The sequence below is a fragment of the Streptomyces humidus genome (assembly GCF_014649655.1).
GTDB lineage: Bacteria > Actinomycetota > Actinomycetes > Streptomycetales > Streptomycetaceae > Streptomyces > Streptomyces humidus.
The window spans coordinates 331547-354575 of record NZ_BMTL01000003.1 but is presented as its reverse complement, the minus strand read 5'-3'; the positions used below and the strand labels follow the sequence as shown (position 1 = coordinate 354575).

Here is a 23029-nt window from a genome sequence, read left to right as displayed (position 1 = left end):
CTTCGGCACGCGGGTGGGCCCGCCCGCGGCGCGCTCGCGTGGCCGTTCAGTCGGTCACGAGTGCCCGTGCGTAGGCGGCCATCGACCGCTGGTAGCGCGGCAGATGAGGGGCCAGGGCGCCGAGGACCAGGGACAGGCCCTCGCGGTCCCGGCCGAGACTCGACAGGCACAGGGCCAGCGTGGCGCGTACGGCGTCGTCCAACTCGTCGGACGGGGCGTTCAGTTCCGGGGTCAGCAGCTCGACGCCCTCCTGCGCACGGCCGATGTTGCGCAGCGAGCTGGAGAGCTGGATCTTGGCGCGCCTGCCCCGGTAGCCGCTGACGTCGCTCAGGCCGCGGGCGAGCGCCTCCCGGTACAGCGGGACCGCCCGGTCCGAGTGGCCGGTCGAGTCCCAGGAGCAGGCCTGCTCGAAGAGGCCCAGCGGACTGCCCTCGGGCAGTTCGTCGACGAGCGCGTCGATCACGGCCCGGAACTCCGCCGCCCTCTCCTGCGGGTAGTCGTCGAAAGAGGCCCAGGCGGCGGTCACGCGATCGTCCCAGTCTTGGTTCACCGGCCCACTTTCGCACGCGTGTCCCCGCCGGGCGCCGGTATTTTGAGCGCACCGCGCGCGGGAGCCGTATCCAGGACGAGGCTCTCGCTTGGAGGAACAGATGAAGATGACCCGACCGATGCTCGCGGCGGCGGCCGCCGCCGCGGCGCTGCTGCTGGCGGGATGCTCTTCCGGCGGCTCGGGGAAGGCCGAGACGTCCATCCCCGAGGTGGCGACCGGAAGCCTGGAGCACCTCGCAGCCGAGGTGAAGTGCACACCCGACATGCAGACCGACACGGACGAGATCCGCCAGGCCATCTGCAAGAACACCGACGGCAGGTTCATCCTCGCGACGTTCGCCACGGACCGCGGCCTGCGCGAGTGGATGAACACGGCCAAGGACTACGGCGGTCACTACCTCGTCGGGCGCAAGTGGGTGGCCGTCGGCGAGGACGCCACGGTCGCCGCGCTGCGCACCACGCTCGGCGGGGACATCGAGGAGGGGACCGACCACTCCGCGCACCAGGGTCACTGAACTCCGGTCCTTCTTCTCCGGACAGCAGAGAGCCGGCGGTGGGAGATCCCACCGCCGGCTCCTTCATGCGGTCACTGTGTCACTGGCAGCGCTGGCCGTTGTTGACGCAGTTGGCGATCTTGTTCGCCAGGTTGTTCTTCGTGATGCTGATGAAGTCGTCGTGGTCGGTGGACGGCTTGTGGAGCTGCTCCGGGAAGCCGTCGACCGCGTAGGCGTTCTTCACCTGGCCGTTCTGGATCACCGGCGCCGGAACGTTGTAGATGAGACGCATCGTCAGCTGCGGGATCGCCTTGAAGCCGTTCTGGCAGTTGCCGTTGCCGTCGGCGAAGGCCACGTGCGAACGGTGGTTGGCGCTGTCGATGTTCTTGCCGTCCCAGCAGCTCTGGAAGGCGAACGAGCGGACCACCTTGCTGCCCTGGGGGCAGATCGGGTACTGCTCGGTCAGCTGCACCTTGTTCTCGAAGCCGGTGCAGCTCCAGTGCGCGTTGGCGTTCGCCAGACCGTTGGTGGTGGTCTTGGCGTCACCCGTGATGATCCGCAGGAACTGCGGCATCGCGACGACCTTGCTCTTCGGGCTGCCGACGTACTTGATCTCGGCCTGCTGGGCGGTCAGGATCTTGCCGACGTTGCCTTCCTTGCCACCGCCGTCCCGGTTCTGGTCGAACTCCTGGGTGCCGTTCTGCAGACGCAGCACCGGCCAGTAGTAGGACGACAGGTCGCTCTTGTTCGAGCAGCTGGTCCCGCCCTGCAGGAAGTTGTTGTTGCTGGAGAACGCGTTGATCTTCTGGTTGCCGACGTAGTCGTGCGTGTGGTGCGCGCCGTTGGTCACGCCCGGCGCCACGATCACGTTGTCGGTGTTGAAGTTCTTGTTCGCGTTCACGCCGCAGGACACGCTGAACGTGCCGTTGGAGGCCTGTCCGTTCTTGCCGGGCTTGGCCTTGACGTTCGCCTGGACCTTCGTGATGTCGACGAAGTCCGACGCGACGGGACCGTTGCCGGCCTGACCGCCGTTGCCGCCCTGCTGCTGGCCGCCGTTGTTCTGCTGGCCACCGTTCTGCTGCTGGCCGCCCTGCTGCTGACCGCCGTTCTGCTGCTGGCCGCCGTTGTTCTGCTGGCCGCCGTTGTTCTGCCCGGCGTTGGTGTTGTTCGCCGCCTGCGTGGTGCAGGCCGCGAGCTGGCTCAGCGAGTTGTCGAACTGGCCGCCCGAGCGCTGGATGTTGATGCGGATCCGGTCGATCGTGGCGGCGCGCTTCTCCTTGAGGGGGCCGACGATCGCGTTCTGCACGAAACCGGGGTCACCGGCCTGTGCCTGGCGTGTGGAGGCGAGCCGGGCGTAGGCCTCGGTGATCTGCTTGTCGAGGTTGGCCAGCTCGTTCGCGACGCCCTGCTTGGCCCCGTTGGGCACGTTGGTCAGCTTCTGCCCCACGTCCGGGCAGGAGATGGTGGCGACCTGCGCGGCCGCGTTGGCGGCCTTGGTCTGGTTCTGGCCGTAGCTGTTCGACTCGTGCGCCGAAGCGTAGAAGTTCGCCCAGATCAGCCCGCCCCCGCCGAGCGCTAGGGCCGCCGATGCTGCCACGGCCTTCGTGGCCATCGACGAACGGCGTTTACGTATGTTGCGTCCCATGGAACTCCTCTGACTTCCTTGCGGGGCAGCATCGAGGCGCCCGACAGGAGTGAAGCTGAAGCTGCTTCCTCCCTTACGCATCACGCCTCACAGGTGTTCAGCCCCGCTCGGAAATTCCTGAGAGCTCCCGGCGACAAAACGACCTCAAGACCCGCACACCACAACGCAGTCGGCGGCTCAGTGATCCCGGTCCAGATAGGCGAGCACCGCCAGCACCCTGCGGTTGTCGTCGTCCGAGACCTCCAGACCCAGCTTCACGAAGATGTTCGCGGTGTGTTTGGCGACGGCCCGCTCGGTGACGACCAGACTGCCCGCGATCGCCGCGTTCGACCGGCCCTGCGCCATCAGCTCCATCACCTCCCGTTCGCGCGGGGTGAGCCGGTCCACCGGCCCCCGGCCGTCGTTCGCCCGCCGGGCCAGCAGCTGCTGGATCACCTGCGGGTCCATCGCCGTGCCGCCCGCGGCGACCCGCCGCACGGCGTCCACGAACTGCTCCGCGTCGAACACCCGGTCCTTCAGCAGATACCCGACCCCGCCGCTGCCGTCGGCGAGCAGCTCTCGCGCGTACAACTGCTCGACGTGCTGGGAGAGGACGAGCACCGGCAGCCCCGGCTTCCTGCGGCGGGCCTCCAGCGCGCACTGCAGACCCTCGTCCGTGTGCGTGGGCGGGAGCCGGACGTCGACCACCGCGACGTCCGGCTCCAGGTCGGCGAGGGCCCGCTGCAGTTCCGGCCCGGTCTCGACGGCGGCGGCGATCTCGAAGTCGTAGGCCTCCAGCAGCCGGACGAGACCGTCCCGCAGCAGGAAGAGGTCTTCGGCTAGGACAACACGCAAGGGATCTCCATGGTCACCATGGTGGGACCGCCGGCGGGCGAGCTGACGGCCAGGACGCCGTCGAATGTACCCAGCCGGCGCTCCACCCCGGCCAGGCCCGACCCCTCCCCGATCGTCGCGCCGCCGCGGCCGTTGTCGGTGACGGAGATCCGCAGATGGCCCTCCGCGTGGTGCAGGTCGGCCCAGATCCGGGCGGCGCCGGAGTGCTTGACCGCGTTGGTGAGGATCTCGCTGACCGCGAAGTACGCGGCCGACTCGACCGGAGCCTCGACCCGCCCGGGCAGCTCCACCGCCACCTCCGTCGGCACCGGCAGCCGGAGCGCCAACGCCCTCACGGCGTCGCCCAGTCCGCGCTCGGCGAGGACCGGCGGATGGATCCCGCGCACCAGGTCGCGCAGTTCGGCGAGGGCCTCCGCCGACGACTGCCGGGCCTGCGCGAGCAGTTGCCTGGCCTTCTCGGGGTCCTTGTCGAGGAGCAGCTCGATCGTGCCCAGGTCCATGCCCATGGCCACCAGCCGGGCCTGCGCCCCGTCGTGCAGATCCCGCTCGATGCGCCGCAGTTCGGCGGCCGAGGTGTCCACGGCGTCCCGCCGGGTGTCGGTCAGCACCTTGACCCGCTCGGCCAGTTCGGCCTGGCCGGGGGTGAGCAGACCGCGGGTCATCCGGAAGTGGAGGCCCAGCGCGCGCACGGCGAACCGGTCGGCGACGACCAGCAGGAGCACGCCCAGACCGGCGGCGGCGAACGCGGTCGCCTGGTCGCTCACCGGCACGAAGCCGTACCAGTACGGTCCGTACGCGCCGTAGGGCCCGGCCGTCATGGTCCGCCACAGCCCCGCCGCCAGGGCGAACCCTTCCAGCGGGTAGAGGACGAGGACGACGGGGAGCAGCGCGGTCACCAGCCCCGCCACCATGTCCACCTGGAGCCAGCGCAGGTCCCGCCAGGTCGCCGGGTCCTGGAGCAGCGCGTACGTGCGCTTCCACGGGTTGGCGGTCCTGGGCAGCGGCCGGTACGCCGAGGGGATGCTCATCCCGCACCATCTCCGCGCCAGCTCGCGGCGGTTGTCCGCGAGGGCCCGTGCCCAGGTCAGGATCCACGGGGTGGTGAAGACACCGATGCCGAGCGGAATCAGCGCGAGGGAGACCAGGGCCAGGACGTAGCACGCCACCGTCCAGGGCCAGACCGCGACGGCCAGGACGAGCCCCTGCACGGCGGCGAGCACCATCTCCCGCGTCCGCGAACCGCCGTCGCGCCTCTTCGTTTTGGTGTTCATGCCGTCAGTCTGGCCGAGCCGCCGGCCGCCGGTCACTGGCTCGAAGCCCCCGGTCAGGGGGTGGTGCCAGATACACCCCCCGGGTCCGGTGCGGCCGCCAGCACCCTCGCCTCCACCTCCGGGTCCAGGCCCTTGCGGGTGCGGTCCGGGCGGACCGGGGCCGTGCCGCCGATCGACGTCAGCCAGCTCCAGGTGTCGGCGACGGTCTCCTCGACCGGGCGGCAGACGAGGCCCGCCGCCAGCGCCCGCGAGACGTCGGCCGCGTGCAGCGCGTCGTGCAGGTCGGTACCCGGCGGCACCCACACGGGCAGCTCGGTCCACGGCTCGATGCCCGCGTCGAGGACGATCTCCGGTGCCGTCCAGCGCAGTTCGGCGTCCGAGCCGGTGGCGCGCACGCACGCCTCCAGCAGTTCGCCCATCGTCGTGTGGCCCTGCCGGCTCATCAGGTTGTACGGCCCGCCGAGCCCGTTCCCGACCGCCCCGAGGATCCATTCGGCGAGGTCGCGGACGTCGACGTACTGCAGGGGCAGACCGCGCGGGCCGGGGGCGAGGACCGGGCCGCCGCGCGCGATCCGGGTCAGCCACCAGGGCAGCCGGCCGACATTCTCGTACGGGCCGAGGATCAGTCCGGACCGTACGAGGACGCTGTCCCGCTCGCCGAAGGCGTCGAGGACGGCCAGTTCGCCGCCGCGCTTGTCCCGGGCGTAGTCGATCTGTCCGGCGTCGGGTCCGGCGCCCTCGACGACCGGCGCGTCCTCGGCGTACCCGGCGGGCGGGGCCCATGCGTACACCGAGCAGCTCGACACGTACACGTAGCGGCGGGCGCGGTCCCGCAGCAGCCGCGCCGCCTCGCGCACCGCGCGCGGCGCGGCCGACCAGGTGTCCACGACGGCGTCCCAGTCGCCTTCGCCGGGGCGGGCGAGCGCGGCGAGGCCCCCGGGCGCGGTGCGGTCGCCCCTCAGCGAGCGGACCCCGGGGACGGGCGACTGCCGCCCCCGGTTGAGGACCGTCACGTCCCAGCCGCGCCCGAGAGCCGCCTCCACGACGGCCCGTCCCGCGAACTCCGTTCCGCCCAGCACCAGAAGTCTCATGCTGGTGACTGTGCCCGGTGCGCACGGGCGGAGGGAACCGCGCTCTGCCGTCGGCAGAGGAACCGGCTCAGTGGGCCGTCGGCGGGGTGTACTTGTAGCCGACGCGGCGCACCGTCCGGATCGACTGGCGGTGCTGTGCGCCCAGTTTGCGGCGCAGCCGGGCGATGTGGACGTCGACCGTACGGCCGTCGCCGACATGGCCGTACCCCCACACCGTGGTGACGAGCTGGTCGCGGGTGTGCACCCGGTGGGGGTGCGCCACGAGGTGCGCGAGCAGCTCGAACTCCAGGTAGGTGAGGTCGAGTCGACGTCCGCCGACCTCGGCGGTGCGCTGCACGGGGTCGATCCGCACGAGCGGGTCGACGGCGTCCCCGGCCGGGACGGGCGCGGACCGGCCGGGCACTGCCACAGGCGGGAACGGCGGCTGCTGGTCGGCCGGGACGAGCACCAGGTAGCCGATCATCGGCGGCCTGCCCGGCAGGGCGGGCAGGGTGTACTGGGGTGCGGGAAGCCAGGTCGCGCCCGGCGGCAGGAAGTCCGCGACGTCGACCACCTCGTCCCGGTCGACGGCCCGCAGCCGGTGACGGGCGGCGCCGTCGGGAGCGGTGGAGGGGGAGGCGGCGGGGGAGGCGGAAGCGGGGGAGGCCATGGAGGAGGCGGAGGCGTCGGAGGCGCCGGTGGTGAGGGAGGGGGCGGTGGAGAGGGAACGAGTGATCGCCATGAGAGGTCAGCTCTTTCGCGCGAGGAGTTCGTCGGGAGAACGACGGCCGCGATGCGTGGTCGGGCTCGTCGGGGACGTACGTCGTGCGCGCTGGCCGAAGGCCGGGGTGTACGGCTTCAGAGGGCCGGCGCGTTCGTCGCGCGGCAACACACCCGGTCGAAGTCGTGGTGCTGACGGGAGGGCCAGAAGGGCTCGAGGTCATGGCGACCCGTCACGGTGTTCTTCTGCAAGCCGGCCATGGTCCCATTGAAGCAGACACCCGCCCGTCGCAGCAGGCTCCTCTCACGGCTTGGACGCAACCCTGGCGCGAAGCGGGCCCTTTGCCGCTCCCACGGGGACAGCCGGAAGGGGCGCCCGCGTCAGCGGGCGCCCCTTCCGGGAAGAGCGGGGATCAGACCTGGCCGGCCTTCTCCAGCGCCGAGCAGCAGGTGTCCACGATCAGACGGGTCACCAGGTACGGGTCGACGTTGGCGTTCGGGCGGCGGTCCTCGATGTAGCCCTTGCCGTCCTTCTCGACCTGCCACGGGATGCGGACCGAGGCGCCGCGGTCGGAGACGCCGTAGGAGTACTCGTTCCACGGGGCCGTCTCGTGCAGACCGGTCAGCCGGTCGTCGATGCCGGCGCCGTAGTTCTTGACGTGGTCGAGCGGCTTGGAGCCCTCGCCGAGCGACTCGCACGCGGTGATGATCGCGTCGTAGCCCTCGCGCATCGCCTTGGTGGAGAAGTTGGTGTGCGCGCCGGCGCCGTTCCAGTCGCCCTTGACCGGCTTGGGGTCGAGGGTGGCGGCGATGCCGAAGTCCTCGGCGGTGCGGTAGAGCAGCCAGCGGGCCACCCACAGCTGGTCGGAGACCTCCAGCGGGGCCAGCGGGCCGACCTGGAACTCCCACTGGCCGGGCATGACCTCGGCGTTGATGCCGGAGATGCCGAGACCGGCGGCGAGACAGTTGTCGAGGTGCGCCTCGACGACCTCACGGCCGAAGATCTCGTCCGCGCCCACACCGCAGTAGTAGCCGCCCTGCGGGGCCGGGAAGCCGCCCTTGGGGAAGCCGAGCGGGTAACCGTCCTGGAAGAACGTGTACTCCTGCTCGATGCCGAAGATCGGCTCCTGGGCGCCGAACTTCTCCGCGACCTCGGCGAGCGCGGCCCGGGTGTTGGACTCGTGGGGCGTCATGTCGATGTTGAGGACCTCGCACAGGACGAGGATGTCGTCGCCGCCGCGGACCGGGTCGGGGCAGGTGAAGACCGGCTTGAGGACACGGTCCGAGGCGTGGCCCTCGGCCTGGTTCGTGGACGACCCGTCGAAGCCCCAGATCGGCAGCGCGTCGAGACCGGCGGGAGCGCCCTCGATGATCTTCGTCTTGGAACGGAGCTTCGCCGTCGGCTGGGTGCCGTCGATCCAGATGTACTCAGCCTTGAAGGTCACGGGCCACTTCCTTCGGGGTGTGTCTGACGCACTTGCGGGTGCTGCGGCGCTGCGGCACTGGGGCGCCGCCTGTATGCCCCGAGCTTGTCAACAGGCGATTTCCCGGTCATTGCTCGAATGTGAACCCCGTGTTACCTGGCGGTCCTGTGGTGCGCCTCACGCGGTGAGGGCCCCGGCCGGGAGCCGGGCGGGAGTCCGGCGGAGGGCCGCCGGGAGTCGGGCGGGGGCGCGCGGCACACGGGACGACAGTCGGGGGACGGGCGGCGGCTCGTATGCGAGGGGAGTGGACGGCCGGGAAAGGGGCATCCCCGGCGCCGTCCGCCTGTTCCTCCTCGACCCGGCCGCGGGTCCTGCTGTTCGTGGCCGCGAACAGCAGGACCTCTTTCATGGGGTTTCGCGACGGCCCGGTCTCACCCCACCTTCTCGATCAGGGCGCGCCGGATGAGGAACTTGCCGGGCTCACGGACCTGTTCGAAGGCCGCGTTGTTGAGCAGGGCGCAACTGCCGGAGACCGAAGTCACCTCGACGGTCGTGGACTTGTTGTTGTCCAGGTTGGTGACCTTCAGCTTGGTCCCCGCCGGGAACTGGTTGCTCGACGCGGCCGGGGCACCGGCCTCGCCGGACAGGGTGACCGTCGAACCGTTGCAGACCTGGCGGCCGGAGGCGGCGGCACCGCCGTTTCCCGCGTTGCCACCGCTGCCGTTGTTTCCGTTGTTTCCGTTGTTTCCGGCGTTTCCCGCGGGGGCCGAGGCCGCCTGCGAGGGCTGGGGCGCCTGGGAGCCGCCCGTCTGGGAGTCCTGAGCCGACTCCCCGACGGCGCACCCGGACGCCTTCTGCTGGACCTTGATCTGAGCGATGACGGCCTCGCGGTTGGCGATGCGGGCCTCGGACTGCGCGTCCGGAGCGGCCCGCTGGCCGTCGATGAACTTCTGGTTGTTGCCGAGAGCGGTGGCGAGTCCCTGACAGACCGTCGAGTTCGCCGCCGACAGCGGCGTCGCGTTCTGCGGTGTCTGGGCGGCGTTCGAGGTGTTGGCCATCACGAAGGCCCCGGCGCCCGCGACCGCTGCCGCGCTGACGAGCAGCGCGATCTTCTTGTTCGTGCCGACAGTTCTCCTGCGCGACATGCGCGCCTCCTGAGAGATAGGGGAGCGTACGCCGCTATGTACGAGATACCGAACGAGGCTGCTCAGTTGTGCCGGAGGTCATTCGAGGTGACGTCCGTCACGGCGCCGACTCCCCTCGCGCGCAGGGCTGTTGTCGGGCGGAGGCCGCCGTCGGCCGTCGGGCGAGGGACAGCCGGCCGTCGCGCGAAGGACGGTCGGCCGCCGGGCAGGGCTCACGGGGCAGGGCTCAGTGGGACAGGCTCAGCGGGACAGGGCGTCCCGTACGGCCTCGTCCGTGCGGGCCACGAGCGCGGTGCCGTCGTCCGCGGTGATGATCGGGCGCTGGATGAGCGCGGGGTGGGCGGCCAGGGCGCCGATCCAGCGTCCGCGTGTGCTCGCGTCCCGCGCCCAGTCCTTCAGTCCGAGTTCCCCGGCGGCGGCCTCCTGGGTGCGGGCGATGTCCCAGGGCTCCAGTCCGAGACGGTCGAGCACCTCCTCGATCTCGTCCTCGCTCGGCACGTCCTCCAGATAGCGGCGGACGGTGTAGTCGGCGCCCTCTGCGTCGAGGAGCGTGAGGGCGCTGCGGCACTTGGAACAGGCGGGGTTGATCCAGATCTCCATGCCTGTCACGGTAGCCCGAATACGGCCCCAAAGCCCATGTGATCAGGGGCTTTTGTCAGTGGGGGACAGTAGAATGGAAGCAGTGTTCGAGGGTCCGCCGGAGGTGCCGGGTCGGACCCTGACCGCGACAGGAGGATGCCTGTGCCCGCTGCCGCACTGAAGCCGAAGCCGTCCGCGACCCAGTCCACCGCGAAGCGTTCCGTCCCACTCGACCTGCCCTGCGCACCCGTCGAGAAGCGGCAGTTGCCGCCCGGGCGGCCTCGCGAGTGGTACGTCACGCACAACCGTCGTCTCAAGGCGATGCGTCTTGCCATCGCGCTGCTCGACCTCGGCGTCTACATGCCGAACCAGGCCCGCAACGAGAAGATCCGCAGCACGGCACAGCTGATCGGCGTCCACCCGCCGTCGGACACGACGTGCCACATGGTGCGGGCACTGATGCGCTACAGCCGGTGAGTCCGCGCTGAGCCGGTGAGTCACTGAGTCACTGAGCCGGGTGCCGGGTGCCGTCGCGAGGACGGCGCCCGGCACCGCGCTCACGCCGGAGTGCCGACGCCGGCCGCACGGCCCCGGGCACGGCGGTCGCGGTGACGGCCGCACCGGGCGGGTGATCCACGCTCCCACGGGGCCGCACCCCGCCCGCCGCCAGGCTGAGCCTTCCCGCCCGCCGTCGGGCCGCATAAGCCGACCCCCTCCCCTCCGGGGCGGCGGGGAAAACGAGATGCACGGTGAGTGACCGTTTCCCTACTCTGGAGAGACCGAACCGCCCCTGTCGCAACGCTCGGTCACCGTCCGCCCTGCCCGGGAAGGAGGCACGCCATGGGCACCGTCGTTCTCTCCGGGGCCGTCGTCCTGGTGGTCCTGGGATTCGGAAACCCGCTGTACTGGCTCGCCGCCGTCGCGGTGCTCTTCCTGTACGTGCGCTTCGGGCTCGGGACGTCGTCGCCGTCCGCCGGGCCCGCCGGGTCCGCCCCGAGCGCGGCACCCGCGCCCACCTCGTACAAGGCCTACCGTGAGCGCCGTGACACGCAGGCCAAGTGGGAACGCCGCTACCGTCGCGAACGCCCCCTGGAGTCCCGCCGCCAGGAGCGCGAGCGCGGCAGGTGACGCCGACGCGGAACTGACCGGCGCCCCGGAACCGGCCGCCGGTCCCGGGGCGCCCTACAGGCCCGGGGCGCCCCACACCGGGAACCAGCGGCTCAGGTCCTGCTCGATCTTCAGGTCGTTCGCGAGAACGGCCTTCACCTGCAACTCCAGCGCGTTGTCGCGCCGCTGACCCGCGCCGGGCAGCGGCGCGAACGGGTAGAACGAACCGCGCTTGTACAGATACACGAGCCCCAGCCGCCGCCCCGCGGCACCGCCTCCCGCATCGCCGACGGCGTCGTCCCCCGCATCGCCGACGGCGCCGCCTCCCGCACTTCCCGCGGCCCGTTCCTCGAACCCGGCCAGGGAGCACAGCAGTTGCGGCCCAAAACCGTTGACCTCCATCGCGCTGTTCACCGCGTGCAGATCGTTGACCAGCGCCGACAGCTCGCCGGGCGTACGGTGCGAGACGAGCCAGGAGTAGCCGTAGTCGTCCCGCACGAGCTGTACCGGAGGGCCGGTGCGCTCGGTGTCCGCGTCGAGGAGGGCCTGGACCTCGCGGTGCGTCTGCTCGAACGCCGAGCCCTCGACGGTGGCGAAACACACCGCGCCCCGTCCGGTCGGGGTGAACCCGGACGCCGCCTCCAGCGTCACCGCCGCCGAAGGCAGCGCGAACAGCTGATCGAGGTCCGGTGCGGCCGGCTTGGTCCGGCCGAGCAGGATGTCCAGCAGACCCATGCCGTTCAGCCGGCCTTCCCGGGCGTGGCGGCCTCGCCCAGCTCGTCGGAGATCCGCCCCAGCTGGTCGAGGCGCTGGGCCAGGCTCGGGTGGGTCGAGAAGAAGCGCTCGATGCCGGGTTCCCTGCCGATGGCCGGGGTGAAGTAGAACGCGTTGAAGGCCTGGGCGGTGCGCAGGTCCTTGGTGGGGATGCGGGCGATGTCTCCGGAGACCTTGGCCAGCGCGGAGGCCAGCGCCGAGGGCCGTCCGGTGAGCAGCGCGGCGGCCCGGTCGGCGGCCAGCTCGCGGTACCGCGACAGAGCCCTGATCAGCAGGAAGCTGAGCGCGTACACGGCCGCCGACACCCCCATCACGGCGGCGAAGACGGCGGCGGTGTTCTGGTCCCGGCGGCCCCCGCCGAACACCTGGGAGTAGAACGCGAACCGCACGATCAGCCCCGCGATCACGCCCAGGAACGAGGCGACCGTGATCACGGCCACGTCCTTGTGCGCCACGTGCGACAGCTCGTGTGCCAGCACGCCTTCCAGCTCTGCCGGCTCCAGCCGGCGCAGCAGCCCCGTCGTCACGCACACCACCGCGTTCTGGGGATTGCGTCCGGTGGCGAACGCGTTGGGCATGTCCATGTCCGAGACGGCGACGACCGGCTTGGGCATGTCCGACAGGGCGCACAGCCGGTCGACGACGGCGTGCAGCTCGGGATACTCCTCCCGCTCCACGACCCGCCCGCGCATCGCGAACAGGGCGATCCGGTCGGAGAACCAGAACTGCGCGACGAACATGGCGGCGATCAGCACCACGACCAGCAGCCAGGATTTCAGCAACACGATCAACGCGGCGACGAACGCCACGTACAGCAGTCCGAGCAGGAACAGGGTGACCGTCATCCGCACGGTCAGCCCCCGGTCGCTCCGGAAACGGCTCTGCATCTGCACCACCCCGCAGTCGGGCACTCGCCCCCATGCCAGTGTGCACCCGGCCCTTCCACGGACGGATCCGGAAAGGCCCTGTGGAGAGCAAAGGAATCGTCCTGTTCCTCAGGAGGAGGCGGGCCCGCGGGGCCCGAAACGGGCCGTCGGCTGTGCCCTTCCGGTGAGGAAGGGCACAGCCGACGGCCCACAGACGGCCCAGGGGAGCGGAAACCCGCTCTGACCTGGGGCGATATCACACGTCGAAGTACAGCTCGAACTCGTGCGGGTGCGGACGCAGCTGGAGCGGCGCGATCTCGTGCGTGCGCTTGTAGTCGATCCACGTCTCGATCAGGTCGGGCGTGAAGACGTCACCGGCCAGCAGGAACTCGTGGTCGGACTCGAGACGGTCCAGGACGGCCGGCAGCGAGGTCGGGACCTGCGCGACGCCCGCGTGCTCCTCGGGGGCCAGCTCGTAGAGGTCCTTGTCGATCGGCTCGGCCGGCTCGATCTTGTTCTTGATGCCGTCCAGGCCCGCGAGCAGCAGGGCGGAGAACGCCAGGTACGGGTTGCCGGAGGCGTCGGGCGCGCGGAACTCGACGCGCTTGGCCTTCGGGTTGGAGCCCGTGATCGGGATGCGCATGGCAGCGGAGCGGTTGCGCTGCGAGTACACCAGGTTGACCGGCGCCTCGAAGCCCGGGACCAGGCGGTGGTAGGAGTTCACCGTGGGGTTGGTGAAGGCCAGCAGCGACGGGGCGTGCTTGAGGATGCCGCCGATGTAGTAGCGCGCCATGTCCGACAGGCCCGCGTAGCCGGCCTCGTCGTAGAACAGCGGGGAGCCGCCGGTCCACAGCGACTGGTGGACGTGCATGCCCGAGCCGTTGTCGCCGAAGATCGGCTTCGGCATGAAGGTCGCGGTCTTGCCGTTGCGCCAGGCGACGTTCTTCACGATGTACTTGAAGAGCTGGAGGTCGTCGGCGGCGGCGAGCAGCGTGTTGAACTTGTAGTTGATCTCGGCCTGGCCGGCGGTGCCCACCTCGTGGTGCTGGCGCTCGACCTGGAGGCCGGACGCGGCCAGCTCCAGGGAGATCTCCGCACGCAGGTCGGCGAAGTGGTCGACCGGCGGGGTCGGGAAGTAGCCGCCCTTGTAGCGGACCTTGTAACCGCGGTTGTCCTCGAGCGCACCGGTGTTCCAGGCGCCGGCCTCGGAGTCGATGTGGTAGAAGGACTCGTTCGCGGAGGTCTGGAAGCGCACGCTGTCGAAGACGTAGAACTCGGCCTCGGGGCCGAAGTACGCGGTGTCGGCGATACCGGTCGACGCCAGGTATGCCTCCGCCTTCTTCGCCACGTTGCGCGGGTCACGGGAGTACTGCTCGCCCGTGATCGGGTCGTGGATGAAGAAGTTGATGTTCAGCGTCTTGTCGCGGCGGAACGGGTCCACGCGCGAGGTCGACAGGTCGGCGCGCAGCGCCATGTCGGACTCGTGGATGGCCTGGAAGCCGCGGATCGACGAGCCGTCGAAGGCGAGCTCCTCGTCCGGGTCGAACGCCTCGACGGGCAGCGTGAAGTGCTGCATGACGCCCGGCAGGTCGCAGAAGCGGACGTCGACGAACTTGACGTCCTCGTCCGCGATGAACTTCTTGGCCTCGTCGGCGTTCTGGAACATCCAGCTCCTCCTACTCCCGGCCGTCGAGCCGGGGTGGTAGTTCGTTCGTGCGGCCAGTGCGGTGGCACACGCTGTCGTCGACCCTAGGGACCGGTGATTTCTCGGGCGTGACCCATTTGTTTCGCACAAGTTAACCGGACCCCGTCCGGTGTACCCCACCTGCCCGTATCGCGAAACGGGCGCAGTACCGTGGACGCGTGGACAACAGGGATGCAATCGGCTCATGGCTCTCGGGGCCCCGCGCGGCCGCCGAGGACGCCGGCGTCGACTTCGGATACCGGGGCGAGCAGCTCGGCCTGCCGCAGGAGGGGCCGGGCTCGATCGCCCGTCCGGGACGGCGGCTGGGCGCGCTCGCGGTGGACTGGGGCCTCAGCGTCTTGATCGCATACAGCTTGATCACCGACGGCTACCGGCCCGCGACCGGCAACTGGGCGCTGCTGGTCTTCCTCGTGATGAGTCTCCTGACCGTCGGCACCATCGGCTTCACACCGGGCAAGCGCCTCTTCCGCCTGCGGGTGGTCTCCGTCGACACCGGCGCCGTCAGCCCTCTGCGCTCCGCGGTGCGCACGGTGCTGCTCTGCCTGGCGGTGCCGGCCCTCGTCTGGGACCGTGACGGCCGCGGACTGCACGACCGGCTGGCCCGCACGGTCGAGGTGCGCGCCTGAGCCGTCGCACCGTGGCGCCCCTGCACGACGGCGCCCACGCACGCGGAAGGGGCGCCCGGGAGTGATCCGGGCGCCCCTTCCGCGTATCGCGTGCGAAAGCCGGGACTCAGCGGGCCTTGCCGCCGCCGCCCTTCGGCAGCCGCATGCCCTTGGGCATCGGGCCCTTCGGCAGCGGCATGTTGCTCATCAGGTCGCCCAGGGCGCGCAGCCGGTCGTTGGTGGCGGTGACCTGCGGGCCGGTCAGGACGCGCGGGTACTTCAGCAGGGTGGTGCGCAGCTTCTTCAGCTCGACCTGGCCCTCGCCGGTGCCGACGATCACGTCGTGCACGGGAACGTCCGCGACGATGCGGTTCATCTTCTTCTTCTCGGCGGCCAGCAGGCTCTTGACCCGGTTCGGGTTGCCCTCGGCGACCAGGACGATGCCGGCCTTGCCGACGGCCCGGTGCACCACGTCCTGGCTGCGGTTCATCGCCACCGCGGGGGTGGTCGTCCAGCCCCGGCCGACGTTGTCGAGGACGGCCGCCGCCGCGCCCGGCTGGCCCTCCATCTGGCCGAAGGCGGCCCGCTCGGCCCGGCGTCCGAACACGATCGCCGTCGCCAGGAAGGCGAGCAGGAAGCCGAAGATACCCAGGTAGACCGGGTGGTCGATCAGGAAGCCGATCGCGAGAAAGACGCCGAACGTGAGGAGGAAGACACCCGCGAGCACGAAACCGATCGTCTTGTCGGCCTTGCGGGTCATCTTGAACGTCAGGGCGATCTGCTTCAGTCGCCCGGGGTTAGCGGCGTCCGCCGCGCTGTCACTTCTCGCCATGCCACGAAGTCTACGTGGCCCCGGAAGCGCCTACGACGGCAGGAGGGGAGGTGCGGGACGGTGCGGGGAGGTGTGGGGAGTGTGGGGAGGGGGCCGGTCAGGGACGGGCGGAGGTGACCGCTTCGAGGACGCGCTGCGCCTCGACCCGGTCCTTGGCGCGACGGCGGTCCTCCAGCACGGAGGTCCAGGCGTTGCGGCGGGCGGTGCGCTGACCGCTGCTCATGAGCAGCGATTCGACGGCGCGCAGTGCGGTGCTGAAGGTCGGGATCGCGGTGGCGCGAACGGGCGCGGCCTGCATGGCGGGTGTCCCCCTCGGAACAGGGTTCGGGCACGGGGCGGTACGAGGGTGGTGCGGGGTGTGTTCCACGTGACGTGATACCAGCGTCACTGTTCGGTGTTACCAGGGCGTGACCGACCGGTCAAACGCGAATGAAACCTTGATGCGGGGGGCCGGAAAGCTGACGCGGCCCCGACGTACGTCCTCATCTGCGGGGACGGTCGGGACCGCGTCCAATCGGCCACTACTGGCGAGTAGTGACTTGTGCGCGAGTTCACACACTTGGCTTGCGGCCGTACGGCGCAAGAGAGGTGACGTCGCGTCAGACAGCCTGGGTGGCGATGAAGGAACCGCGCTTCTCGACGGCCATCCGGTAAAGGCGTCCGGCGCGGTAGGAGGACCGTACCAGCGGGCCCGACATCACGCCGGAGAAGCCGATCTGCTCGGCCTCCTCCTTCAGCTCCACGAACTCGTGCGGCTTCACCCAGCGCTCCACCGGGTGATGGCGCACGGAGGGCCGCAGGTACTGCGTGATGGTGACCAGCTCGCAGCCCGCGTCATGCAGCTGGCGCAGCGCCTCGCTCACCTCCTCGCGGGTCTCGCCCATGCCGAGGATCAGGTTCGACTTGGTGACCAGCCCGTAGTCGCGGGCCGCCGTGATGACGCCCAGCGAACGCTCGTAACGGAAGCCGGGACGGATCCGCTTGAAGATCCGCGGCACGGTCTCGACGTTGTGCGCGAAGACCTCGGGCCGTGCGGAGAAGACCTCCGCGAGCTGCTCGGGGACGGCGTTGAAGTCGGGGGCCAGCAGCTCCACCTTGGTGCGCCCGGCCTCCCGCTCGGCGGTCTGCGCGTGGATCTGGCGCACGGTCTCGGCGTACAGCCACGCCCCGCCGTCCGCCAGGTCGTCGCGGGCGACGCCGGTGATGGTGGCGTAGTTCAGGTCCATCGTGACGACGGACTCGCCGACGCGCCGGGGCTCGTCACGGTCCAGCGCCTCGGGCTTGCCGGTGTCGATCTGGCAGAAGTCGCACCGCCGGGTGCACTGGTCGCCGCCGATGAGGAAGGTGGCCTCGCGGTCCTCCCAGCACTCGTAGATGTTGGGACAGCCGGCTTCCTGGCAGACGGTGTGCAGCCCCTCGCTCTTCACGAGGTTCTGCATCTTCGTGTACTCGGGACCCATTTTCGCCCGGGTCTTGATCCACTCGGGCTTGCGCTCGATGGGGGTCTGGCTGTTGCGGACCTCCAGGCGCAGCATCTTGCGTCCGTCGGGTGCGACTGCGGACACGACCGGCTCCCTAGCGATTGATTCTTCGGCGTCCTCAAGCGTACGCCCGTGGATTTGAAAGTCCGGCGGTGGTGCCGGCCCCCGGGTCAGGCCGAGGCCCGCTCGATCTCGCGCGGCTTGGGGTCCGCGTTCTCCAGGACGTCCGTGAGGTGCCGCTCCACGACGGGCAGCACCTCCGCGATCGTGACGTCCCGGCCCAGCTCGTTCGCCAGCGAGGCGACGCCCGCGTCCCGGATCCCGCACGGGATGATCCGGTCGAACCACTTGTTGTCCGGGTTCACGTTGAGCGCGAAGCCGTGCATGGTGACGCCCTTGGCGACCCGGATGCCGATCGCGGCGATCTTCCGGTCCTCGCGCCGCTGGCCGGCGTTGGAGGGGGCGTACTCCGGACCGTTCAGCCGGGGATCGAACTCCTCGTCGGTGAGCCGGGGGTCGAAGTCCAGCGACAGACCGCCGAGCGGGGGACGCCGCTCCACCGGATCGCCGAGCACCCACACCCCGCTGCGGCCCTCGACCCGGGTGGTCTCCAGGCCGAACTCCGCGCACGTCCGGATCAGGGCGTCCTCCAGGCGTCGCACATGGGCGACGACGTCCACCGGACGCGGCAGCTTCAGGATCGGGTAGCCCACCAGCTGTCCGGGACCGTGCCAGGTGATCTTGCCGCCGCGGTCCACGTCGACGACCGGGGTGCCGTCCAGGGGCCGCTCGTCGGCCGCCGTGCGCCGGCCGGCCGTGTAGACGGGGGGATGTTCCAGGAGCAGCACGGTGTCCGGGACCTCGTCGGCGAAGCGCGCCGCGTGCACACGGCGTTGTTCGTCCCACGCCTGCTGGTAGTCGACGGCGTTCTCCCCGAACCCCATCCGGACGAACCGCAACTCGCTCACGGCAAGCGCCTCCCTGGAAGTCGTCAGGCGCATCCCGCGCCCAAGCCACTGTACGTCCGTGCGCTCCGCGTCAGCTCCATGGTCAATCCTCACACGATCGGATGAATGAAAGCGGAGATTTGCGACCGGGTGCTTACTCTCCGCTACATTCGCGCCGTTCACGAGGCCAAAAGGGCTGATCGCCGCATCAGCGCACTTCATCCGGGCACGTCACCGGCCCGGGAGGCAGGAGATCGCACCGCAGATGACGGACCGACCCGCGCAGCGCACTCCCAACCGCCAGCTCGCCGCGCTCATCGCCGAAGCGGGCTTCTCCAACGCGGGACTGGCCCGTCGCGTCGATCAGCTCGGCCTCGAACACGGGCTGGACCTCAGATACGACAAGACGTCCGTCACCCGGTGGCTGCGCGGACAGCAGCCCCGCGGCACCACCCCCGCCCTGATCGCCGAGGTCTTCACCCGGCGGCTGGGCCGCCGTCTGACCGCCCAGGACCTCGGCCTGGACGCGTGCGCCCCCGTCTACGCCGGTCTGGAGTTCGCCGGCACCCCCGAGGAGGCCATCGACATCGTCGGCGGACTCTGGCGCAAGGACTCCGGCAGCCACGCAGAGCTGCGCAAGATCGCCTTCACCCCGGCGGGGCTCGTCGTGCCCAGCCGGGACTGGCTGATCGGGCGGCCCGACGACAAGGTCGCCCGCAGCGAGGCGCCTGCCCGGGTGCCCCTCCAGAGCGGTCCGGGCGGCCGGCCCGCCGCGCCCCGGCGCCTCGCCGCCCCGCCGCCCGCGGCGCCCCCCGCGCGGGCGGGGTCCGGACCGGCCGCCGTGCCCCGGCCGCGCGGCCAGGGCAGCGAACGCGGCCCCGGCCAGCGGGTCACCGGCGGTGACATCGCCGCGCTGCGCTCGGTCGGCGAGCTCTTCCGCACCCTCGACGACAGATACGGCGGCGGCCACGCACGCCAGGCCCTCGTGCGGTATCTGGAGCACGAGTGCGAGCCGATGCTGCGCGGAACGTACGGGGAGCAGACCGGCCGCCGCCTCTTCGGCGCGGCCGCCGACCTGACCCGCCTCGCGGGCTGGACCTCCTTCGACATCGCCGCGCACGGCCTGGCCCAGCGCTACTTCGTCCAGGCTCTGCGGCTGTCCCAGGTGGCCGGGGACCGGGCGTACGGGTCCTTCGTGCTCGTCACCATGAGCCGCCAGGCGGTCTACCTGGGCCACGGGCGCGAGGCGGTGCAGCTCGCGCGGGTGGCCCAGCAGGGCGTCGGTTCGGGCGCCCCGCCCGTCGTGCAGGCCCTGCTGCACTCGGCGGAGGCGCGCGGGCACGGGGTGCTCGGCGAGGTGCGCGCCTCCACCGCGGCCCTCGTGCGCGCCGAACGGGCGCTGGAGACGGCCAAGTCCGGCGACGAGACGCCCTACTGGGCCCGCTTCTTCGACGAGGCGCAGCTGGCCGACGAGTTCGGGCACTGCCACCGTGACCTCCAGCAGTTCCGGGCGGCGGCGCAGCACGCGGAGCGCGCGCTGCAGCTGCGTCCCGCCGCCCATGCCCGCAGCAGGGTGTTCTGCCGGGTCGTCCTCGCCTCCGCACGGCTCGGCCTCGGCGAACTCGACCAGGCGTGCCAGCTCGCCGCGGAGGCCGCCGGGCAGGCGGCGGAGATGCGGTCCGTGCGGGCCCTGGAGTACGTCAGGGACTTCGAACGCAGGCTGGAGCCGTACAAGGACGCGGCGCCGGTCCGCACCTACCGGGACAGGGTGGCCGCGCTGGGCTGACGCGTCCTGGCGGTGGGCGGGCACGTCCTCGCGGACCCCGGGGTCCGCGAGGACGTGCCCCCGCTCACGCCGCCGCCCGCTCCGCGCGCGATGTCGGGCGCGGGTCGGCCGTGTTCAGGGAACCGGCGGCGCCGAGGTCCGAGACGATCGCCGACGCGGCCCGGCGCGCCGAGTGCAGCGCCCCCTGCACGGTGCTGGTGTCCCGGTGGTCGCCGCACACGTACAGGCCCGCCAGCAGCCGCACCGCGCGGCGCAGGTCGTGCGGCGCCCGCATCGTCGGCACGGCCTCGGCGGTGTGGTGCACCGCCAGCGTCTCCCACCGCGCGGTCGAGACGCCGTACAGCCGTGACAGATGCATGCGGACGGCGGTGTCGACGCCCGGCGGCGGTGTGCCGAGGACGGTGGACGAGATCAGCGTGCGCCCCTCGGGCGCGCGGCTGGGGTCGACCCGGCTGACCACCGCCGTGTGCGCGACCGGGCCGCCCCGGTCGGCGTCGAGGAGCAGTGCGGCGCCGGTCGGCGGCGGCTCGTCCGTCGTGTGGTGGACGACCGTCACCGGGTGGAAGCCGGGCACCCGCAGCCCGGGCAGCAGCTCGGCCGCGGTGCGCGCGTCGGTGGCCACCAGGACGGCGCGGCAGCGGAACTCGCCGTGCTCGGCGGTGGTCACCGAGGTCGTGGAGACCGCGGTGACCCGCACCCCGGTGTGCACGGCCCCCGTCGGCAGCGCCCGGGCGAGCAGTTCCGGCAGCACCTCGGCCCCGCCCTCCGGCAGCGCCAGCCGGCCGGCCGCGAAGGCGCGCAGCGCGAGATCCGCACAGCGGCTGGAGGTGGTCAGGTCCGGGTCGCACAGCAGCGCGGCGAGCAGCGGACGCAGAAAGCCGTCGACGGTGCGGGCGGGCAGACCGCGGGCCGCGAGGGCGTGCGCGGCCGCCGACTCGGGGCGGCGCAGCAGCCGTTCGACCGGGGTGACGGCGAGCCGGGTGAGCGCGGCGCCCAGCCGGGCCTGGTCCACGGCGGTGCCCAGCGGCGCGCCCGCCCGGACCCTGGGCGGAGCCGCCGGACGGCCCTGCGCGGGCAGGGAGCCGCCGGCGCGCGGCCTGGGCAGGGCGCCCGGCCGCGGAGCGCTCGCCAGGGCGCGTACGGCGTGGAGTGCGCCCCTCGCGCTCCCCGTGCCCACCTGCGCGCCGGCGCGGTGATGACGCCCGTGGCTGTGCAGCAGCACCCCCGGCGCGAACGGACGCAGCACGAGCGCGTCCAGCCCCGGTGCGGAGGCCAGTTCGGGATACGCCGTGGACAGCAGCTGCCCGATGCGGTCGAGCCGGAACCCGTCGACCTTCTCCGTCGACATGCGGCCGCCCACGCAAGGGGCTGCCTCCAGGACCGCGGTCGTCACTCCTGCTCTGGTCAGGCGGTGCGCGGCGGAGAGGCCGGCGATCCCGGCTCCCACCACGACGACGTCTGCCTGGTACGCGGGCTCAAGCACGTGCCCCTCCTCGAGGTTGCGCGGCCGCTGGAAACGTCATGCCCCCAACAGCCGTCCCGGATACCCGAGTTCGGATCGAGGTTAGGGCCGCGAACGGTCAGGAACAGTCGCGCATGGGCAGGGCACGGTCGCACGGCGGTCGCATGCGGTCGCGAGGAGAATCAGGCGGCCCGGATGGCGTCCTCGATCCCGGGAAACGCGAACACGAACCCTGACTCCAGCAGTCTCCTGGGCACCACCCGCGCACTGCCCAGCACGTCCCCGGCCATCTCGCCCAGCACCGTGCGCAGCACCGGCGCCGGCACCGGGAAGAGCGTCGGCCGGTGCAGCACCCGCCCCATCGCCGCGGTGATCTCCCGGTTGGTCAGCGGCTCGGGCGCGGTCAGGTTGAAGGGCCCCGACAGGTCGTCGCGGTCGATGAGGTGCCGGATCGCCGCCACCTCGTCGTGCAGGGCGATGTACGACCAGTACTGCCGGCCGTCGCCCATCCGCCCGCCGAGCCCGGCGCTGAACAGCGGGAACAGCTTGCCCCAGGCCCCGCCGCCGCGGGCCACCACCAGCCCGGTGCGGGTGAGGACCGTCCGCACGCCCGCGTCCCGCGCCGGTGCCGCGGCCGCCTCCCACTCCACGCACAGCTCCGGCAGGAAGCCGGTCCCGGCAGGCGAGTCCTCGTCCACGATCCGGTCGCCCGTCTCGCCGTAGAGACCCATCGCGCTGCCGTTGACGAACACCCGCGGCGCGGGGTCGAGCGAGGCGAGCGCCGTCGCCAGCGCGGCCGTGCCGTGCACCCGGCTGTCGTGGATCCGCCGCTTGTACTCGTCGGTCCAGCGCCGGTCGCCGACGCCCGCGCCCGCCAGGTTGACCACGACCTCGCATCCGGCGAGCCCGGCCGGGTCCAGCCGCCCCTTCTCCGGGTCCCAGCGCACTTCGTCCGCGCTCCGGGGCTCATGACGCACCAGCCGGCGCACCTCGTGGCCGTCCGAGGTCAGGGAGCGCACCAGGGCGCTGCCGATCAGGCCGGACGCGCCGGCCACCGCGATTCGCATACGTTCCATGCGCTCATCCTGCCCGCGGACCGGGTAAAACCTCCGTCCGGGCGCGGCCTGCCCGCATTAGGGTGACCGCCATGCCCGAGTCACCCGTGCCCTCCGCGCCGTCCGATTCACCCCGGCCGGCCGCGCCCTCCGAGTCGCCCGCGCCGGCCGGGAAGCCCGTACTCCGCATACGCCCCGCGCTGTCCGCCGACGAGGACGCGCTGGCCGCCGTCGACCGGGTCACCTGGTCCCCGCTGCACGCGGTGATGCCGAGGCCGCAGCCGCCGTACGCGCCCTTCTTCGACGAGCGGCACGTCCCCGAGGACCATCTGGTCGCCGAACTGGACGGCCGCGTCGTGGGATACCTCCGCCTGGTCCTGCCCACCTCGCTGGCCTGCAACGCGCACGTCCGGCAGATCCAGGGCCTCGCGGTCCTGGACGAGGCTCGCGGCCGGGGCGTCGCCAGGGCGCTGCTCCGCTCCGCGGTCGAGGAGACCCGCCGGCAGGGCGCCCGCCGGCTCACCCTGCGCGTCCTCGGCCACAACGCCCCCGCGCGCAGGCTCTACGAGTCCGAGGGGTTCGTGGTGGAGGGGGTGCTCCTGGAGGAGTTCCTGCTGGACGGGACGTACGTGGACGACGTGTTCATGGGCCGGCCGGTCTGACGTCGCCGGGCGCGGT

The 23029-nt window shown here is 71.6% G+C and carries 25 protein-coding genes; 6 read left to right on the top strand and 19 right to left on the bottom strand.

What is annotated here, in order from left to right:
- Positions 1-46: 46 nt before the first annotated feature.
- On the bottom strand, positions 47-550 hold the full coding sequence (locus IE239_RS05055) for a tetratricopeptide repeat protein (protein ID WP_190148027.1): 504 nt from the start codon (positions 548-550) through the stop codon (positions 47-49).
- A gap of 100 nt (positions 551-650) precedes the next feature.
- On the opposite strand from IE239_RS05055, the gene IE239_RS05050 reads away from it, so the two are divergent.
- Positions 651-1064 carry a hypothetical protein gene (locus IE239_RS05050; RefSeq protein WP_190148026.1) on the top strand — a complete coding sequence of 138 codons (414 nt, stop codon included), beginning with the start codon at positions 651-653 and terminating at the stop codon, positions 1062-1064.
- Positions 1065-1143: 79 nt separating this feature from the next.
- On the opposite strand, the gene IE239_RS05045 is transcribed toward IE239_RS05050, so the two are convergent.
- The 9 genes from IE239_RS05045 to IE239_RS05010 form a co-directional block, all read right to left on the bottom strand.
- Positions 1144-2688 carry a DUF1996 domain-containing protein gene (locus IE239_RS05045; RefSeq protein ID WP_190148025.1) on the bottom strand — a complete coding sequence of 515 codons (1545 nt, stop codon included), beginning with the start codon at positions 2686-2688 and terminating at the stop codon, positions 1144-1146.
- A gap of 177 nt (positions 2689-2865) precedes the next feature.
- Positions 2866-3522: a LuxR C-terminal-related transcriptional regulator gene (locus tag IE239_RS05040; RefSeq protein WP_190148024.1), complete on the bottom strand. Its 657-nt coding sequence runs from the start codon at positions 3520-3522 to the stop codon at positions 2866-2868.
- Positions 3507-4793, bottom strand: a complete 1287-nt coding sequence (locus IE239_RS05035) for a sensor histidine kinase (RefSeq protein ID WP_190148023.1) — start codon at positions 4791-4793, stop codon at positions 3507-3509. The genes IE239_RS05040 and IE239_RS05035 overlap by 16 nt, the downstream gene beginning before the upstream one ends.
- A gap of 53 nt (positions 4794-4846) precedes the next feature.
- Positions 4847-5884, bottom strand: coding sequence for an NAD-dependent epimerase/dehydratase family protein (locus tag IE239_RS05030; protein ID WP_190148022.1), 1038 nt, complete (start codon positions 5882-5884; stop codon positions 4847-4849).
- Positions 5885-5951: 67 nt separating this feature from the next.
- Positions 5952-6605 (bottom strand): winged helix-turn-helix domain-containing protein, encoded by a 654-nt coding sequence (locus tag IE239_RS05025; protein ID WP_190148021.1) that lies wholly within the window; start codon positions 6603-6605, stop codon positions 5952-5954.
- A gap of 116 nt (positions 6606-6721) precedes the next feature.
- A complete protein-coding gene (locus tag IE239_RS42905) occupies positions 6722-6844 on the bottom strand; it encodes a hypothetical protein (RefSeq protein WP_268254489.1) in 123 nt (40 codons plus the stop codon).
- A gap of 152 nt (positions 6845-6996) precedes the next feature.
- Entirely contained in the window at positions 6997-8028 is a 1032-nt protein-coding gene (gene glnII, locus IE239_RS05020) for a glutamine synthetase (RefSeq protein WP_190148020.1), read from the bottom strand.
- Between the two features lie 410 nt (positions 8029-8438).
- Positions 8439-9152 carry an SCO2207 family protein gene (locus tag IE239_RS05015; protein WP_190148019.1) on the bottom strand — a complete coding sequence of 238 codons (714 nt, stop codon included), beginning with the start codon at positions 9150-9152 and terminating at the stop codon, positions 8439-8441.
- 240 nt (positions 9153-9392) lie between these two features.
- Positions 9393-9752, bottom strand: a complete 360-nt coding sequence (locus IE239_RS05010) for an ArsC/Spx/MgsR family protein (protein WP_190148018.1) — start codon at positions 9750-9752, stop codon at positions 9393-9395.
- A 141-nt stretch (positions 9753-9893) separates the two neighbouring features.
- On the opposite strand from IE239_RS05010, the gene IE239_RS05005 reads away from it, so the two are divergent.
- Positions 9894-10208 (top strand): hypothetical protein, encoded by a 315-nt coding sequence (locus tag IE239_RS05005; RefSeq protein WP_190148017.1) that lies wholly within the window; start codon positions 9894-9896, stop codon positions 10206-10208.
- Between the two features lie 363 nt (positions 10209-10571).
- On the top strand, positions 10572-10859 hold the full coding sequence (locus IE239_RS05000) for a hypothetical protein (protein ID WP_190148016.1): 288 nt from the start codon (positions 10572-10574) through the stop codon (positions 10857-10859).
- Between the two features lie 54 nt (positions 10860-10913).
- On the opposite strand, the gene pspAB is transcribed toward IE239_RS05000, so the two are convergent.
- The 3 genes from pspAB to glnA form a co-directional block, all read right to left on the bottom strand.
- The gene (pspAB, locus tag IE239_RS04995) at positions 10914-11573 is read right to left on the bottom strand and encodes a PspA-associated protein PspAB (protein ID WP_190148015.1); all 660 of its coding nucleotides are present in this window, start codon (positions 11571-11573) and stop codon (positions 10914-10916) included.
- 5 nt (positions 11574-11578) lie between these two features.
- Positions 11579-12499, bottom strand: coding sequence for a zinc metalloprotease HtpX (gene htpX, locus IE239_RS04990; RefSeq protein ID WP_190148014.1), 921 nt, complete (start codon positions 12497-12499; stop codon positions 11579-11581).
- A 235-nt stretch (positions 12500-12734) separates the two neighbouring features.
- The gene (glnA, locus tag IE239_RS04985) at positions 12735-14144 is read right to left on the bottom strand and encodes a type I glutamate--ammonia ligase (protein ID WP_190148013.1); all 1410 of its coding nucleotides are present in this window, start codon (positions 14142-14144) and stop codon (positions 12735-12737) included.
- A 197-nt stretch (positions 14145-14341) separates the two neighbouring features.
- On the opposite strand from glnA, the gene IE239_RS04980 reads away from it, so the two are divergent.
- The gene (locus tag IE239_RS04980; protein WP_190148012.1) at positions 14342-14809 is read left to right on the top strand and encodes an RDD family protein; all 468 of its coding nucleotides are present in this window, start codon (positions 14342-14344) and stop codon (positions 14807-14809) included.
- Between the two features lie 106 nt (positions 14810-14915).
- Here IE239_RS04980 and IE239_RS04975 read toward each other — a convergent pair whose 3' ends face one another.
- The 4 genes from IE239_RS04975 to lipB form a co-directional block, all read right to left on the bottom strand.
- Positions 14916-15620: a DUF4191 domain-containing protein gene (locus IE239_RS04975; RefSeq protein WP_190148011.1), complete on the bottom strand. Its 705-nt coding sequence runs from the start codon at positions 15618-15620 to the stop codon at positions 14916-14918.
- Between the two features lie 97 nt (positions 15621-15717).
- On the bottom strand, positions 15718-15918 hold the full coding sequence (locus IE239_RS04970; RefSeq protein WP_171396819.1) for an SCO2195 family GlnR-regulated protein: 201 nt from the start codon (positions 15916-15918) through the stop codon (positions 15718-15720).
- A gap of 301 nt (positions 15919-16219) precedes the next feature.
- Positions 16220-17185: a lipoyl synthase gene (gene lipA, locus IE239_RS04965; RefSeq protein WP_190148010.1), complete on the bottom strand. Its 966-nt coding sequence runs from the start codon at positions 17183-17185 to the stop codon at positions 16220-16222.
- 86 nt (positions 17186-17271) lie between these two features.
- Entirely contained in the window at positions 17272-18069 is a 798-nt protein-coding gene (gene lipB, locus IE239_RS04960) for a lipoyl(octanoyl) transferase LipB (RefSeq protein ID WP_190148009.1), read from the bottom strand.
- A 244-nt stretch (positions 18070-18313) separates the two neighbouring features.
- Here lipB and IE239_RS04955 point away from each other — a divergent pair, with 244 nt between their 5' ends.
- Entirely contained in the window at positions 18314-19834 is a 1521-nt protein-coding gene (locus IE239_RS04955; RefSeq protein ID WP_190148008.1) for an NsdA family TPR-like regulatory protein, read from the top strand.
- 64 nt (positions 19835-19898) lie between these two features.
- Here the strand turns inward: IE239_RS04955 and IE239_RS04950 are convergent, their stop codons facing one another.
- Both IE239_RS04950 and IE239_RS04945 read right to left on the bottom strand, forming a co-directional pair.
- Positions 19899-21317 carry an NAD(P)/FAD-dependent oxidoreductase gene (locus tag IE239_RS04950; protein WP_190148007.1) on the bottom strand — a complete coding sequence of 473 codons (1419 nt, stop codon included), beginning with the start codon at positions 21315-21317 and terminating at the stop codon, positions 19899-19901.
- A gap of 161 nt (positions 21318-21478) precedes the next feature.
- Positions 21479-22372 carry a TIGR01777 family oxidoreductase gene (locus IE239_RS04945; RefSeq protein ID WP_190148006.1) on the bottom strand — a complete coding sequence of 298 codons (894 nt, stop codon included), beginning with the start codon at positions 22370-22372 and terminating at the stop codon, positions 21479-21481.
- A 71-nt stretch (positions 22373-22443) separates the two neighbouring features.
- Here IE239_RS04945 and IE239_RS04940 point away from each other — a divergent pair, with 71 nt between their 5' ends.
- A complete protein-coding gene (locus IE239_RS04940) occupies positions 22444-23013 on the top strand; it encodes a GNAT family N-acetyltransferase (RefSeq protein WP_190148005.1) in 570 nt (189 codons plus the stop codon).
- Positions 23014-23029: the final 16 nt, after the last annotated feature.

Bases quoted from the DNA above. Each gene is read 5' to 3' on its own strand.
- IE239_RS04970 (WP_171396819.1), bottom strand. From the start codon at position 15,918: ATGCAGGCCGCGCCCGTTCGCGCCACCGCGATCCCGACCTTCAGCACC.
- IE239_RS04945 (WP_190148006.1), bottom strand. From the start codon at position 22,372: ATGGAACGTATGCGAATCGCGGTGGCCGGCGCGTCCGGCCTGATCGGC.
- IE239_RS42905 (WP_268254489.1), bottom strand. From the start codon at position 6,844: ATGGCCGGCTTGCAGAAGAACACCGTGACGGGTCGCCATGACCTCGAG.
- IE239_RS05035 (WP_190148023.1), bottom strand. From the start codon at position 4,793: ATGAACACCAAAACGAAGAGGCGCGACGGCGGTTCGCGGACGCGGGAG.
- IE239_RS04940 (WP_190148005.1), top strand. From the start codon at position 22,444: ATGCCCGAGTCACCCGTGCCCTCCGCGCCGTCCGATTCACCCCGGCCG.
- IE239_RS04955 (WP_190148008.1), top strand. From the start codon at position 18,314: ATGACGGACCGACCCGCGCAGCGCACTCCCAACCGCCAGCTCGCCGCG.
- IE239_RS04975 (WP_190148011.1), bottom strand. From the start codon at position 15,620: ATGGCGAGAAGTGACAGCGCGGCGGACGCCGCTAACCCCGGGCGACTG.
- pspAB (WP_190148015.1), bottom strand. From the start codon at position 11,573: ATGGGTCTGCTGGACATCCTGCTCGGCCGGACCAAGCCGGCCGCACCG.
- IE239_RS05000 (WP_190148016.1), top strand. From the start codon at position 10,572: ATGGGCACCGTCGTTCTCTCCGGGGCCGTCGTCCTGGTGGTCCTGGGA.
- glnA (WP_190148013.1), bottom strand. From the start codon at position 14,144: ATGTTCCAGAACGCCGACGAGGCCAAGAAGTTCATCGCGGACGAGGAC.
- htpX (WP_190148014.1), bottom strand. From the start codon at position 12,499: ATGCAGAGCCGTTTCCGGAGCGACCGGGGGCTGACCGTGCGGATGACG.
- IE239_RS05045 (WP_190148025.1), bottom strand. From the start codon at position 2,688: ATGGGACGCAACATACGTAAACGCCGTTCGTCGATGGCCACGAAGGCC.
- IE239_RS05050 (WP_190148026.1), top strand. From the start codon at position 651: ATGAAGATGACCCGACCGATGCTCGCGGCGGCGGCCGCCGCCGCGGCG.
- IE239_RS05010 (WP_190148018.1), bottom strand. From the start codon at position 9,752: ATGGAGATCTGGATCAACCCCGCCTGTTCCAAGTGCCGCAGCGCCCTC.
- IE239_RS05030 (WP_190148022.1), bottom strand. From the start codon at position 5,884: ATGAGACTTCTGGTGCTGGGCGGAACGGAGTTCGCGGGACGGGCCGTC.
- IE239_RS05025 (WP_190148021.1), bottom strand. From the start codon at position 6,605: ATGGCGATCACTCGTTCCCTCTCCACCGCCCCCTCCCTCACCACCGGC.
- IE239_RS05015 (WP_190148019.1), bottom strand. From the start codon at position 9,152: ATGTCGCGCAGGAGAACTGTCGGCACGAACAAGAAGATCGCGCTGCTC.